The sequence below is a fragment of the Haemophilus parainfluenzae genome, assembly GCF_900450995.1.
GTDB lineage: Bacteria > Pseudomonadota > Gammaproteobacteria > Enterobacterales > Pasteurellaceae > Haemophilus_D > Haemophilus_D parainfluenzae_O.
The window spans coordinates 2,094,323-2,107,757 of record NZ_UGHY01000002.1 but is presented as its reverse complement, the minus strand read 5'-3'; the positions used below and the strand labels follow the sequence as shown (position 1 = coordinate 2,107,757).

Here is a 13,435-nt window from a genome sequence, read left to right as displayed (position 1 = left end):
ATATTTCTCTTATTAAAAAGCGGTCAAAAATACGTTGAATTTTGACCGCTCTTTTTATCGATTAGATTGAACGTTTGATTTCAACGACTTCAAACACCTCGATTTGGTCGCCAACTTTTACATCGTTGTAGTTTTTCACGCCGATACCACATTCCATACCGTTACGAACTTCAGATACATCATCTTTGAAACGACGAAGAGATTCTAATTCCCCTTCAAAGATTACCACGTTATCACGTAATACACGGATTGGATTATTACGTTTTACTACACCTTCAGTCACCATACAACCCGCGATGGCGCCGAATTTCGGATGTTTGAACACATCACGCACTTCAGCCAAGCCGATGATTTCTTGTTTGAATTCAGGTTGTAGCATACCACTCATCGCAGCTTTCACATCATTTAATAGTTCATAAATGATAGAGTAATAACGAAGGTCAATATTTTCTGCTTCGATAATACGACGAGCAGAAGCATCCGCACGTACGTTAAAGCCAACCATAATCGCATTAGAAGCCGCAGCTAAGGTTGCATCAGTTTCAGAAATACCACCAACACCAGAACCAACAACTTTCACTTCATCAGTAGAAAGATCTTGTAATGATTGAATAATCGCTTCCACAGAACCCTGTACGTCTGCTTTCACAATAATATTCAGTTCAGCCACATCACCTTCTGTCATATTGCTAAACATATTTTCAAGTTTCGCTTTTTGCTGACGAGCAAGTTTCACTTCACGGAACTTACCTTGACGGTGTAATGCTACTTCACGTGCTTTTTTCTCATCACGCACTACGGTTGCTTCATCACCCGCTGCAGGTACGCCAGAAAGACCTAACACCTCAACAGGAATAGATGGACCAGCTTCATCGATTTCTTTACCATTTTCATCACGCATTGCACGAACACGACCGTATTCAAAACCACAAAGTACGATATCGCCTTTACGTAAAGTACCTGATTGAACAAGAATCGTCGCAACCGGACCACGACCTTTATCAAGGTAAGATTCAATCACCACACCACTTGCCATACCGTCTTTTACAGCCGTTAATTCAAGTACTTCTGATTGAAGCAAGATGGCATCTAATAAGTCATCAACACCAGTACCTTTCTTCGCAGAAACAGGCACGAATTGTACATCACCACCGAATTTCTCAGAAATCACTTCGTGTTGAAGTAATTCTTGTTCTACGCGATCTGGGTTAGCTTCTGGTTTATCAATTTTGTTCACCGCAACCACTAAAGGCGCACCCGCTGCTTTCGCGTGTTGAATCGCTTCAATAGTTTGAGGCATCACACCATCATCTGCCGCCACCACAAGAACTACGATATCTGTTGCTTTCGCACCACGTGCACGCATTGAGGTAAATGCGGCATGTCCCGGCGTATCTAAGAAGGTGATCATTTTTCCGTCATCCATTTCTACGTGGTATGCACCGATGTGCTGAGTAATACCACCCGCCTCACCTGCTGCGACTTTCGCTTTACGAATATAGTCAAGTAATGAGGTTTTACCATGGTCAACGTGACCCATAATCGTTACAACTGGTGCTCGAGTCACTTTTTCAGCATTGACATCGCGATCACCTAATACTTCTTCTTCAAGTTCATTTTCATTGCGAAGAATCACTTTGTGACCTAATTCTTCAGCCACTAATTGCGCTGTTTCTTGGTCAAGCACTTGGTTAATGGTTACCATTTCGCCCATCTTCATCATTGCTTTGATGATTTCAGTCGCTTTGGTTGCCATTTTATTTGCTAATTCTGCAACAGTAATGGTTTCACCAATAACAACATCCTGTTTTACAACCTGAACAGGTTTTGTGAAGGCTTGTTGTAATGCTGCACCTTTTTTACCATTTTTACCTTTACCGAATTTACCGTCTTTTTGATTTTTACGGTTGGATTCGCGCTCATTTTTATTGCCGCTCTTCACGTCATCACGTTCTTTTTTCGCTTTAGCGACTTTATTTTTGCCGCGACCGCGATTTTCATTACGACGTTCTTCTTCGTCTTCCGCTTCTAAAGCATAACGAGAGCTTAAATTGTAATCGGTATAATCTTCTGATGCGCTTTCATTGCTTGACGTATCCGCTTCAGCATAACGTTTAGCATCTTCAGCCGCTTTACGCGCTTGCTCTTCTGCTTTTTGACGAGCCAGTTCTTCCGCTTTGCGACGAAGCTCTGCCTCTTCTGCTTTGCGTTTTTCTTTTTCTGGATCTACAGATTTAGGTTTATTTTCAACCGCACTTTGTGTTGGTTTCGTTGCTTTTTCTGCTTCAACCTTAGCTTTTTCGGCTTTCACTTTTTCAGCTGCAGCTTTTTCTGCCGCTAAACGTGCTTTTTCTTCTGCTGCTTTCTTTTCTGCTTCTTGCTGTGCTTTTAATTTTTCTGCCTCAGCTGCTTTTCGAGCGGCATCTGTTGGCACCGTGCGTTTTTTACGAACTTCAACTTGTACCGCTTTTGCTTTGCCGCCAGCAGTTGTGCTGCTTACGGTTGTTTTTGTTCTGCGTTGAATACTTAGTTTTTTCGGTGCATTCGCATCCGCATTTTTTACATCTTCAGTCATTATTAAACTCCTTACTCTTCGCTAAACCAGCAAATATTACGAGCAGCCATAATAAAGTCAGCGGCTTGCTCTGCGATTAATTCTTCAATATCAGCTAAATCATCTACACCTTGCTCCGCAAGTTCTTCAAGTGTAGTAATTTGTTTTTCAGCTAATTTAAACGCAATATGACGATTCATGCCTTCAAGATTTAATAAACGATCTTCGATATTCGCTTTTTTCAAGGCTTCTTCTTCTGCTGCAGCAGCTGCGGTAATCGCATCTTTTGCACGACCTTGTAACTCTTCGATAAGATCTTCATCTTCTAAACCATCAATTGCAGTCAGTTCACTCACAGGAACATAAGCCACTTCTTCTAAAGAAGTAAAGCCTTCATCTACTAAGATTTGAGCAAACTCTTCATCAAGACCTAATTTATCCATGAATAAATTTAATACTTTGGTATCTTCTGCTTGATGTTTTTCATTTAATTGTTCGGTAGTCATGACATTTAATGTCCAACCGGTTAATTGTGTCGCTAAACGTACATTCTGACCGTTACGACCAATTGCTTGTGCTAAGTTGTCAGCATTAACCGCAATATCCATTGAGTGGTTATCTTCATCCACAATGATTGACGTCACATCAGCCGGTGCCATTGCATTGATCACATATTGTGCCGGATTATCATCCCAAAGTACGATATCCACACGCTCACCACCTAACTCATTGGTAATCGCTTGAACGCGTGCACCACGCATACCCACACATGCACCAACTGGGTCGATACGTTTATCATTTGATTTCACCGCAATTTTCGCGCGAGAACCAGGATCACGAGCTGCACCACGGATTTCAAGCATTTCTTCACCGATTTCAGGTACTTCAATACGGAATAACTCGATTAACATTTCAGGTTTTGCACGAGTTACGAATAGTTGTGCTGTTTTGCTTTCTGGATTCACTTTATAAAGCACGCCACGAACACGATCGCCAGGGCGGAAGTTTTCACGTGGAAGCATATCTTCACGCATAATTACGGCTTCAGCTTTATTGCCTAAATCTAAAATAATGCTTTCACGATTTACTTTTTTCACCGTACCCGTAACAATCTTGCCTTCTTCAGAACGGAATTGCTCAACTACTTTTGCACGCTCAGCTTCACGAATTTTTGTACTGATCACTTGGCGAGCAGTTTGCATTGCAATACGGTCAAATGCGATAGACTCAATTTGATCTTCGACATAATCGCCAAGTTGAATATTCGCATCTTCAAATTGTGCCGCTTCTAACGTAATTTCTTTTGTTGGCACTTTAACTTCATCAACAACTAACCAGCGACGGAATGTATCAAACTCCCCTGTTTTGGTGTTGATAGACACACGAATATCGGTTTCATAGTCATATTTTTTCTTCGTTGAAAGCGCAATCGCACTCTCTAAAGCTTCAAAAATTTTTTCACGTGGTAATAACTTCTCGTTAGATACTGCTTCAGCAGCTAACAAAATCTCTTTACTCATTTTCCTTTTTCTCCTTTAAAATTTTGCGATTACATTGGCTTTTTGAATGTTGCCAAAAATAAGAACTTGTTCCTGACCATCAACAATAAGTGTCAACATGTCATTTTCAATTTTTTCCAACTTACCTTGCCATTTACGACGATCTAAAACTGGAATACGTAAATGCACAGCGATATCCTCGCCCACATAACGTTGGAATTGTTCAAGCGTAAATAATGGACGATCCAGACCTGGTGATGACACTTCGAGGTTATATTTATCCGCAATTGGATCTTCCACGTCTAAAATCGCGCTCACTTGACGACTTACATCAGCACAATCATCAACGCCTACGCTACCTTCTTTATCAATGAATAAACGCACGGTCATAAAACGACCTGCACGTTGGCATTCAATCCCCAAAGTTCGCAGCCTAAGTCTTCTACTGCACCTTGAAGCATCTCTTGCAATTTTTGTTCTAATGTTGCCAATTTTTGCTCCTAATCTTAAAATTCAGACATAAAAAAAGGGTTAGGTTCGTCAATGAACCTAAGCCCAGTTTCTAAATTTCTCGTACAAAAAAACCCCAAATTTGGGGTTCTTTTTACTGAACTTGTTATTGGTTGCGGGGGCCGGATTTGAACCGACGGCCTTCGGGTTATGAGCCCGACGAGCTACCAAGCTGCTCCACCCCGCGTCCGAAATATGGGGTGTATTATAGTGATCTAAATCAAAAGATCAAGCGATTTCTGCTAATTTTCTTGAAAACATAAGATTTTTTGACCGCACTTTGTTTTATTTAAAGTGATAGTTAGAATCCAAAGCCAGTGCCTAGACCTACACCAACGCCCACACCATTACTGCCGCCACCAGCGCCAACACCAACAGAACAAGCGCTTACCAAAGCACTTAATACAGCCACTAAAAATAATTTTTTCATAGATTTTCCTTTGTTAAATATTCAAATAACCGATAAACGGCCAATAGGTCCGTTCTTGCAATCAGTTTGAACGGAAGTAAAAGATAGTAAAACTACTTAAATTTTTGCACATACGCTAACACATTTGTCTAATAATTAATAGGACTATACTCTTTTAATTAGTAACAAGAGTATTTCCTTTTATTAAAGTTTTTATTGTGTCGTGAAAAGATAAGCGATACATTCTACAAAATTTTTATTCTTTTTCAATCAAGGAGAAAAATATGCATTTTTTGAAAAAAGTGCTTACCGTACTGACATTAGGTTTCTGCACGCTATCTGTACAAGCTTCCCCTTTTAGCATCAGCGAGCAACAAATTAACCAGTATTTAAGTGAAAAAGGCACGATTAATGACAAACTCGGTATTCCAGGGTTATTTTCAGTGGATTATGCGCTGAAAGATTTGGTTACTCAAATCGGGCAAACTGAAAGCAATCGTGTTGAAATGAGTGGTTTGGCTGATACGATTATTCGTTTATCCGGTAAAACCTATCCGGCTAAATTGTATTTAACCTTTGATGCCGTTCCAGAATATAACGCACAGGAAGGGGCGCTCTATTTAAGAAATCTGCGAATTTTACGCTGGTCTGGCGAACCTAATAGTGCAATGGAGCAACTCCAAGATGTTATGCCGCTATTAAGTGATGGTGTTGCTGCATTATTAAGTCGGATGCCGGTTTACACCTTGGATGAAAGTGACATGAAACAAATGCTCATTAAGAAATTTGCCAAAGAAATTAAAGTTGAGAAAGGTCGATTAGAATTAATTGGTGGAATGTTTTAACAATAAGGGCGTATTCAACGCACTTTTTATAACTCAATGATAGCTCGCAAACCTTGAATTTGTCCGTTAGCTTCAATATTTTCTAATCGGAAACGGTAATGATGCAATTCTGCTATTCTTGCCACAATAGATAATCCAAGCCCACTTCCCTTTTCATTTTGTCCTGCAGGACGATAAAAACGCTGCCCTAATTTCACTAATTCTTCTGGCGCAACACCACCGCCATTATCTTCAATAAGAATTTTACGAGGCTGTAAAATCACACGCACCTGAGTGCCTTGAGGACAATATTTTATGGCATTATCCAACAAGTTTCTCAACATTTGCGCAAGTAATAATGGCTGCCCTTGATTAACGGCAGGATCTCCCTGATGCTCAAACTGCAATTCGATTTGACGTTGCTGTGCGCTGAAATATAACTCACCGATAAGTGAAGTGATAATTTCTGACCAATGAATAGGTTCCTGATGATTTAATTCTTTAAGATTATCTAATCGAGAAAGCGTAAGAAGCTGTTCGATTAATTGGGTTGCCCGATCGATACCTTGGGTTAAATGCGCTAAGGCCATTTCACGCGTTTGTGCATCATCGCCAGCCAACTGTGCGACTTCCGTTTGAATACGTAATGCTGCTAATGGACTACGTAATTCATGTGCTGCATCAGAAACAAAACGTCTTTCCCGTTCCAACTGCTCACTGGTACGTGTAAAAAATTGATTTAAGTTTTGGACTAACGGTAGAATCTCTGTTGGCACATCATCAGTTTCTAATAACGACACATCACCAGGGCGACGAGCTTGTACGTTTCGACTCAATCGATTAATTGGTTTTAAGGCTCGATAAATCACGATAAACGCGACCAATGATAGTATTGGTAATCCTGCAAACCAAATCCCAGTTTGGCTGAAGACCATTTTATTGACCAACTCTTCGCGGTATTCTAATTCTTGTCCCACCGCAATGACAAGTTCATCTTTACCGACAGGTTGCCAATAAATTAGCCATTCATCGTCATCATCTAAAATATGTTCTTTGCTAAAACCCGTCTTATTTTGAAAAATAAATTTGTCGCCATGATCACCATCGGTTAATAGTCTTTCGCCTTTGTTAGAAAATATGGCGAAAGCTAAAGCATCATTATCATCGTAATGGCGTTTCTGTGGTTTAAATCCACCACGTGGAAATTTCGCATTTTCGTCCAACAATACATTTTGCAAATCAGAGGTCGCCAAACGCTCGGCAAAAAGCACTTGTTGCGCATTAAACACATCTTTTGCTTCTTTTTTGACGACCGTCCATGCAACAGCTGTGGCAATGCACCACACACAAAGTGCAGTCAAACTTAAACCGATTAAGAGACGAAAACTCAGTCGTTTATTTTTCATTAACTTGTCCTAAAGCATAGCCTACGCCATGTACAGTACGAATAAATTGTTTACCCAGTTTTTGACGCAAATTATAAATATGCACATCCAATGCACCACTACTTAATTCTTCATCCCAATTTGACAGTTTTTCTTCGATGGTTGCACGAGAAAGTACTCGCTCTTTATTTAGCATAAAAAGTTCGAGTAATTTATATTCACGCCCAGTTAATGTAATTTCATCCTCATTCAACCAAGCCTTACGTTGAGCAGGATCGAGTTTTACATTGCCATGCTCAATTTGTGGTTTAACTTGCCCATAACGACGACGAATCAATGCCTGTAATCGCACCACCACCTCAGCCAAGGCAAAGGGTTTGCAAAGATAATCATCCGCACCTTGTTGAATGCCTTTAATGCGTTCATCCAATGTATCACGTGCAGTTAAGATCAGTACAGGCACATCTTGATTATTTGAGCGCCATTGTTTTAATACATCCAAACCATCCAGTTTAGGCAGGGTTAAATCCAATACCACCGCATCATAAGGTGCACCGATTAAGGCATTTAATCCACTTTGACCATCGGTAAACCAGTCCACGACAAAACCAGATTTTGACAAACCAATTTGTAACCCATTACCGATTAACGGATCGTCTTCGACTAATAAAACTCGCATAATATTGACTGCACTTTTGTTTTTATCTAAATGAAAAAATGGCGGGCTTTGCCCACCACTTCAAATTATATGAATTATTGCGCTTTTTCAACGCTAATGACCTCAAGCTCTGCTTTTTCAAAAGCTTCATTATCCAATTTACCGTAAACGCGGATTTTATCTTGTGGACCGACATTTAAACCATTCCAAACACGGTTTTTAATTTCCACTTTGATTTGGTCTGTGCCATCAGTGAAAACATATTCATCACCATCAATTTGTTGAGTGATGTTACCAACTAAGGTAATCATAGAATTATCTTTCGCAGATAACGCTTGTTTAACCGTAAGTTGTTGACCTTGGTTACCACCTTGGAAACCACCTTGGAAACCACCTTGTGCATTGTTACCATTAAAACCAGCAAATGCTGCTGAAGTGGATAAAGCTAAAAGGGTTGCTAAAGCAAATTTTTTCATCATGTTCTCCTAAATAGAATTAAGCATAAATTAATCATGTTTCAAAGCGAAGGATTATCCTCATTGCCGCCTTGTTGTTGCTTATTAAACACAACAAATCTTAATAAAATCTTAAGCAACCTTAAGATTTTTAAATTTTTTTAAAATCACCAGCAAAATCGCTCATTCACCAAGTTATCTTGGCGTTCTTTTTCCCATTTCGCTTTATTTTCAGAATTAGCAAAATAGCGGTCTTGCTCGACTAAACGCGCATCAAGTTTTGCCTCTGCTTCTTTTAATGCCTGTTTTCTATCTTGATGTTTGCTTGGTAATTGAGGTAAAAACACCGTCTGATACGGATGATTTTTCGCCCAGTCAATTGCATCTTGCGCCGCCTTGTGTTGCTTATTCAAATCACAGAACGCATACGGATTAACATGCTGTCCCACTAATTGCCCAAATGCTGTGTTATTCGATACTGTTAATTTATCTAAATCCAACACATATAATGCGGTGATTAAACGGTTTTGCCCACGATAAAACCATTTTACTGCTTCATCACGTAAGCCAAAATCATAAGCACGAGCAGAAAGTGCAAACATTGTCATCGGAGAAACAAAATCCACTTTTTTCTCAATAATATTGACCGCACTTTCAAAATCTTTTTGTGTATTTTTCAGTAATAACGCATCAATATCTTTGTTCACATTAATCTGTTCAAGTCGCCCATCTCTGGCATCGTAATAAGGCTTTACATACATATCAATATGCTTAACCGGCTCTTTTGAAATCGAGCTACAAGCCGTTAATAAAAGTGCGGTTGAAATCCACGTTAATTTTAGAAAGGTTCGCATGATCTTCCCTTATGATGAATATTAGCTCGCTATCTTACAACAAAAGAGCCGTGAGTTTTACTTCTCTTTCTTCTATAATGAGCAAAATTTTGTTTTATTTTATTTCATGAAAATCCATCTTATTCAGCGCCAAATCACCTTAGATTTCGATAACCAAACTTCTCTGCTTAACTTTTTAGAACAACATCAAATTCACCATGAATATCAATGTCGTTCAGGTTATTGTGGTTCTTGTCGCGTGAAAATCAAAAAAGGCAAGGTTTCCTACGCCGATGCGCCCCTTGCCTTTATTCAACCGGATGAGATTCTACTGTGTTGTTGTCGGGTGGAAAGTGATTTAGAAATAGAATTATAAATTATTCAAATCCAACACATCTGTCATATCAAACAATCCGTGAGATTGTTTTTCTAACCATTTACTGGCTCGAACTGCACCATTTGCAAAGGTCATACGGCTTGATGCTTTGTGAGCAATTTCAACGCGCTCACCGATATCTGCAAACCAGACACTATGTTCACCCACAACATCAGAGGCACGAATGGTAGAGAAACCAATTTCATCACGTTTGCGTTCGCCTGTAATGCCTTCACGACAAAATACGCCATGTGTTTTCAAATCACGACCAAGGGTTTTCGCAATGTGTTCGCCCATTGAAAGTGCGGTACCCGATGGTGCATCCACTTTGTGGCGGTGGTGCGCTTCAATGATTTCGATATCGCAATAATCGCCCATCACTTTGGCGGCTTTTTCTAATAGTTTAAACACCAAATTCACCCCCACACTGAAGTTGGATGCAAATACAATGGCAATTTTTTCCGATGCGGCTTGAATTGCGGCTTTACCTGCATCATCAAACCCCGTGGTACCAATCACCATCTTTTTGTTATTAGCGACACAAAATGCGATATGCTCAAGTGTGCCTTCTGGACGCGTGAAATCAATTAGCAAATCAAAGTTGTCTTTTTCTGCATTTAAATCATCTGATACTTTTATACCTAATGCACCAATACCGGCCAGCTCACCGGCATCTGCACCAACTAAAGAAGAACCTTTACGCTCAAAAGCAGCACCTAATTCTGCCCCTTCTGCATTATGTACGGCTTGAATTAATTGACGCCCCATTTTTCCGCCTGCACCGGCGATCGCAATTTTTAATGTCATGTTTTGTCCTTTTTTATCAAATTAAAGCGTGTTGAACGCCACTATAAATTAAATAGATTCCGAAGAAAATAAAAATCAGCCCTGCTGCATTATCAATATAGCGACTATATTGGCTATAAAACTGTTTTGCAACAGAACGTGAGAAAAGCACCGAAATGATATAGAAATATAAAAAAGTTTCGACGGTAATCACGGCAAGTGCGGTTAAAATTTGTGATGTTTCGGTAATATTCACTAACACTAATGACATCACACTGCTGAAATAAATCACCACTTTAGCATTAGATAAATTGACTAATAAGCCTTTCATAATGCTTTTTAAAGTCGATTGATTTGGCACATTTGCATTCTGCTTTTCATCAAAAACCGCATTGGTTTTTACTTTTGCCATTTTAATGCCGAGATAAACTAAATACGAACCACCAAGCATCATCACAGTACCTTGAACAATTGTCATCGTGGCAAAAATAATGGCAAGACCTAAAACGACAGCTGTTGCCCAAATTAATACGCCTATGGTAATTCCAATCACGCCACCAATAGCTTCTCGGCGAGAACTCATCGCAGAAATTCGGCTGACATAGAAAAAATCTGGGCCGGGCGAAAGTAAACCAACAAGATGAATAATCATCAAATTTAGCATGGCAAGCCTACAATACGGAATATCACAATCACGATAACAGCATAGATTGCTGCTAAAACATCATCCACCATAATGCCAAAACCACTTTCCAGTTTTTGGTCAAAATGACGGATGGGATAAGGTTTTAATATATCGAAGAAACGGAACAGTACAAAGGCAATGACAATCCAAGGCAAGGATAAAGTTGGAATTGCGGCTAACACGATAAATACCCCAACAAATTCATCCCAAACAATGGAGCCGTGATCATGAACGCCCATATCATCTGCGGTTTTTTGACATAGATAACAGCCAAGCGCAAAGCAAAGTGCGGTCAAAATTAAGAAGATTTTTAATCCAACACCGGCTAATAATACGGAGCCTAAAATCGTTCCAGCTAAACTTCCCCATGTGCCCGGTGCTGGACGAATTAATCCTGAACCAAAACCTAATGCAAGTAAATGAACTGGATTTTTTAAGCTGACTCTATCAAGTGGTGAACTATTCATTATTTATCCTTAAAATGATCGAAACCAGACGGCGCTTGATAATGGATTACACGTCTATCTTTAAAAAAAGTAATCTGATTGTTATTTTGCTGAACAATTTTTCCGATACAGGTACAAGGTACATTCAACGATTGAGATAACGTCTCAATCTCAGATTTTTTATTTGCGGGAATCGTAAAGCAAAGTTCATAATCTTCCCCGCCACTTAATGCAAACGCTTCTGCTTTTTCTAAGCTATATGTTTTTTTGAGTGATGTAGATAAAGGCAATAAGGATAAGTCAATCTCTGCAGAATATTGGCTTCTCGTTAAAATATGTCCTAAATCAGCGACAAGACCATCTGAAATATCAATACATGAATGCGCTACATCCATTAAGGCTTGACCTAATTCAATGCGTGGCGTCGGGTGAAAATGGCGTTTTACTAAAAATTCCGTATCAAAATCGACCGCACTTTTCCCCTGTAAGATCCAATTTAAACCCGCCGCGCTATCACCTAACGTGCCCGATACATAAATTAAATCACCAACCTTCGCGGTATGTCGGAATAAAGCCTTTCCTTTTGGTACGAAACCTTGTGCCGTAATGGTTACAGAAAGTGGGCCTTTCGTTGTATCGCCACCAATTAACGTCACATCATATTGATTTAATATATCAAACAGACTTTGACTAAATTGGCTTAACCAGTTTTCATCCACTTCAGGTAATGTCAGTGCAAGAGAAATCCAAGCTGGTTTCGCGCCCATAGCAGCTAAATCACTTAGATTTGTCGCGATAGCTTTATACGCTAAATCTTTTGGAGAAATGGAAGATAAAAAATGCGTACCCTCGACCATTGTATCGGTGGTAATCGCAAGCTGATAGCCTTCTGGAATATGGGTGAGCGCACAATCATCCCCAATACTGAAATCAACAAAGTATTGATTGCCTTTTTGTATTGAGAAATATCGCCCTATAAGATCAAATTCACCCGTAGTCATTTTATCTGCGCACCAAAAAACAAAGGGCAGACATTTGTCTACCCTACATTTGAATAATTATTTGCGACCTAATGCAGGAGCGACTTTATCCAATACACCATTAATGTATTTATGGCTTTCATCTGCACCAAACACTTTCGCCACTTCAATTGCCTCATTAATCGCCACTTTATACGGTACATCTGGCTCAAATTGAAGTTCGTAAACCGCTAAACGTAAAATCGCTTTTTCAATCGGATCTAATTCATCCAACGTGCGATCTAAATAATGGCTCATTGAAAAATCAACGGCTTCTACATTCGCAACGGTTTGACGGAAAAGGCGGCTAAAATAAGGTTTATCCACACCTTTTAAATCTTGATCCACAACGAAAGTGAGTTCCACTTGTTCTGGTGCGTTACCAGAGAGAGCCCAAGAATATAATGCTTGAACCGCACATTCTCTCGCTCTACGACGTGGCGATACTTTTTTTACAGGTTCTTTTTTCTCTCTCATTTGAATTATGCCGCATCAATTTGTTGTAAAAGGTTCACCATTTCAAGTGCAGTTAATGCTGCTTCTGCACCTTTGTTACCTGCTTTGGTCCCTGCGCGCTCGATAGCTTGTTCAATGTTTTCAGTTGTTAAAACACCGAATGCGACTGGAATTTCAGCTTGCATTGCGACTTGACCTAAACCGCTGCTTGCTTCGCCAGCCACATATTCAAAGTGAGCTGTACCACCACGGATTACCGTACCTAGTGCGACGATTGCATCAAATTTTTTGCTTTCAGCTAAACGACGTGCTACTAATGGAAGTTCATACGCACCAGGTGCACGAACGATTGTGATATTCTCATCTTTCACTTGGCCGATACGTTTTAATGCATCTACCGCACCTTCTAATAAACTTTCATTAATAAAACTGTTAAAACGAGCAATCACTACTGCGATTTTAGCATTTGGTGCAGCTACCGCACCTTCTAAAACTTTCATACTTTTTCCTAATCTGAATGAACAATAAATTTGACGGTGG

The 13,435-nt window shown here is 39.7% G+C and carries 15 protein-coding genes, 1 tRNA gene and 2 pseudogenes; 2 read left to right on the top strand and 16 right to left on the bottom strand.

Annotation, left to right across the window (positions count from 1 at the left end; genetic code table 11):
• Window positions 1–61: 61 nt before the first annotated feature.
• The 6 genes and pseudogenes from infB to DX522_RS12085 form a co-directional block, all read right to left on the bottom strand.
• Entirely contained in the window at window positions 62–2,575 is a 2,514-nt protein-coding gene (infB, locus tag DX522_RS10650; RefSeq protein WP_115180773.1) for a translation initiation factor IF-2, read from the bottom strand.
• 11 nt (window positions 2,576–2,586) lie between these two features.
• Complete coding sequence (nusA, locus tag DX522_RS10645) at window positions 2,587–4,074, bottom strand: transcription termination factor NusA (protein ID WP_115180772.1); 1,488 nt, start codon at window positions 4,072–4,074, stop codon at window positions 2,587–2,589.
• Between the two features lie 15 nt (window positions 4,075–4,089).
• A pseudogene (gene rimP / locus DX522_RS10640) lies at window positions 4,090–4,544 on the bottom strand (ribosome maturation factor RimP).
• A gap of 129 nt (window positions 4,545–4,673) precedes the next feature.
• Window positions 4,674–4,750: transfer RNA gene (locus tag DX522_RS10635), tRNA-Met, on the bottom strand.
• Between the two features lie 114 nt (window positions 4,751–4,864).
• Window positions 4,865–4,993: a hypothetical protein gene (locus DX522_RS11780; protein WP_005696016.1), complete on the bottom strand. Its 129-nt coding sequence runs from the start codon at window positions 4,991–4,993 to the stop codon at window positions 4,865–4,867.
• Window positions 4,990–5,094: pseudogene (locus DX522_RS12085) on the bottom strand (protein kinase family protein); the annotation flags it as partial. The pseudogene DX522_RS12085 and the gene DX522_RS11780, both read right to left, overlap by 4 nt.
• 162 nt (window positions 5,095–5,256) lie before the next feature.
• On the opposite strand from DX522_RS12085, the gene DX522_RS10625 reads away from it, so the two are divergent.
• Entirely contained in the window at window positions 5,257–5,817 is a 561-nt protein-coding gene (locus tag DX522_RS10625) for a DUF1439 domain-containing protein (protein WP_115180771.1), read from the top strand.
• 26 nt (window positions 5,818–5,843) lie between these two features.
• Here DX522_RS10625 and qseC read toward each other — a convergent pair whose 3' ends face one another.
• The 4 genes from qseC to DX522_RS10605 form a co-directional block, all read right to left on the bottom strand.
• Window positions 5,844–7,202 (bottom strand): quorum sensing histidine kinase QseC, encoded by a 1,359-nt coding sequence (qseC, locus tag DX522_RS10620; protein ID WP_115180770.1) that lies wholly within the window; start codon window positions 7,200–7,202, stop codon window positions 5,844–5,846.
• Window positions 7,192–7,860: a response regulator gene (locus tag DX522_RS10615; RefSeq protein ID WP_115180769.1), complete on the bottom strand. Its 669-nt coding sequence runs from the start codon at window positions 7,858–7,860 to the stop codon at window positions 7,192–7,194. Before DX522_RS10615 ends, qseC begins: the two co-directional genes overlap by 11 nt.
• A gap of 74 nt (window positions 7,861–7,934) precedes the next feature.
• Entirely contained in the window at window positions 7,935–8,315 is a 381-nt protein-coding gene (locus tag DX522_RS10610; RefSeq protein WP_262054305.1) for a YgiW/YdeI family stress tolerance OB fold protein, read from the bottom strand.
• A gap of 146 nt (window positions 8,316–8,461) precedes the next feature.
• Window positions 8,462–9,148 carry a hypothetical protein gene (locus tag DX522_RS10605; protein WP_115180767.1) on the bottom strand — a complete coding sequence of 229 codons (687 nt, stop codon included), beginning with the start codon at window positions 9,146–9,148 and terminating at the stop codon, window positions 8,462–8,464.
• Window positions 9,149–9,254: 106 nt separating this feature from the next.
• On the opposite strand from DX522_RS10605, the gene yfaE reads away from it, so the two are divergent.
• On the top strand, window positions 9,255–9,503 hold the full coding sequence (gene yfaE, locus DX522_RS10600; RefSeq protein WP_049364137.1) for a class I ribonucleotide reductase maintenance protein YfaE: 249 nt from the start codon (window positions 9,255–9,257) through the stop codon (window positions 9,501–9,503).
• Here the strand turns inward: yfaE and dapB are convergent.
• Genes dapB through ribE form a run of 6 tightly spaced genes read right to left on the bottom strand, consistent with a single transcriptional unit; the run spans window position 9,498 to window position 13,395 of the window.
• Window positions 9,498–10,310 (bottom strand): 4-hydroxy-tetrahydrodipicolinate reductase, encoded by an 813-nt coding sequence (dapB, locus tag DX522_RS10595; protein ID WP_115180766.1) that lies wholly within the window; start codon window positions 10,308–10,310, stop codon window positions 9,498–9,500. The genes yfaE and dapB overlap by 6 nt on opposite strands.
• 16 nt (window positions 10,311–10,326) lie before the next feature.
• The gene (locus DX522_RS10590; protein ID WP_115180765.1) at window positions 10,327–10,953 is read right to left on the bottom strand and encodes a LysE family transporter; all 627 of its coding nucleotides are present in this window, start codon (window positions 10,951–10,953) and stop codon (window positions 10,327–10,329) included.
• Window positions 10,947–11,441 (bottom strand): phosphatidylglycerophosphatase A, encoded by a 495-nt coding sequence (locus DX522_RS10585; RefSeq protein WP_410002740.1) that lies wholly within the window; start codon window positions 11,439–11,441, stop codon window positions 10,947–10,949. The genes DX522_RS10590 and DX522_RS10585 overlap by 7 nt, the downstream gene beginning before the upstream one ends.
• Window positions 11,441–12,421, bottom strand: a complete 981-nt coding sequence (gene thiL / locus DX522_RS10580) for a thiamine-phosphate kinase (protein ID WP_115180763.1) — start codon at window positions 12,419–12,421, stop codon at window positions 11,441–11,443. The genes DX522_RS10585 and thiL overlap by 1 nt, the downstream gene beginning before the upstream one ends.
• A gap of 57 nt (window positions 12,422–12,478) precedes the next feature.
• A complete protein-coding gene (gene nusB, locus DX522_RS10575) occupies window positions 12,479–12,916 on the bottom strand; it encodes a transcription antitermination factor NusB (protein WP_115180762.1) in 438 nt (145 codons plus the stop codon).
• Window positions 12,917–12,921: 5 nt separating this feature from the next.
• A complete protein-coding gene (gene ribE, locus DX522_RS10570) occupies window positions 12,922–13,395 on the bottom strand; it encodes a 6,7-dimethyl-8-ribityllumazine synthase (RefSeq protein ID WP_005695997.1) in 474 nt (157 codons plus the stop codon).
• Window positions 13,396–13,435: the final 40 nt, after the last annotated feature.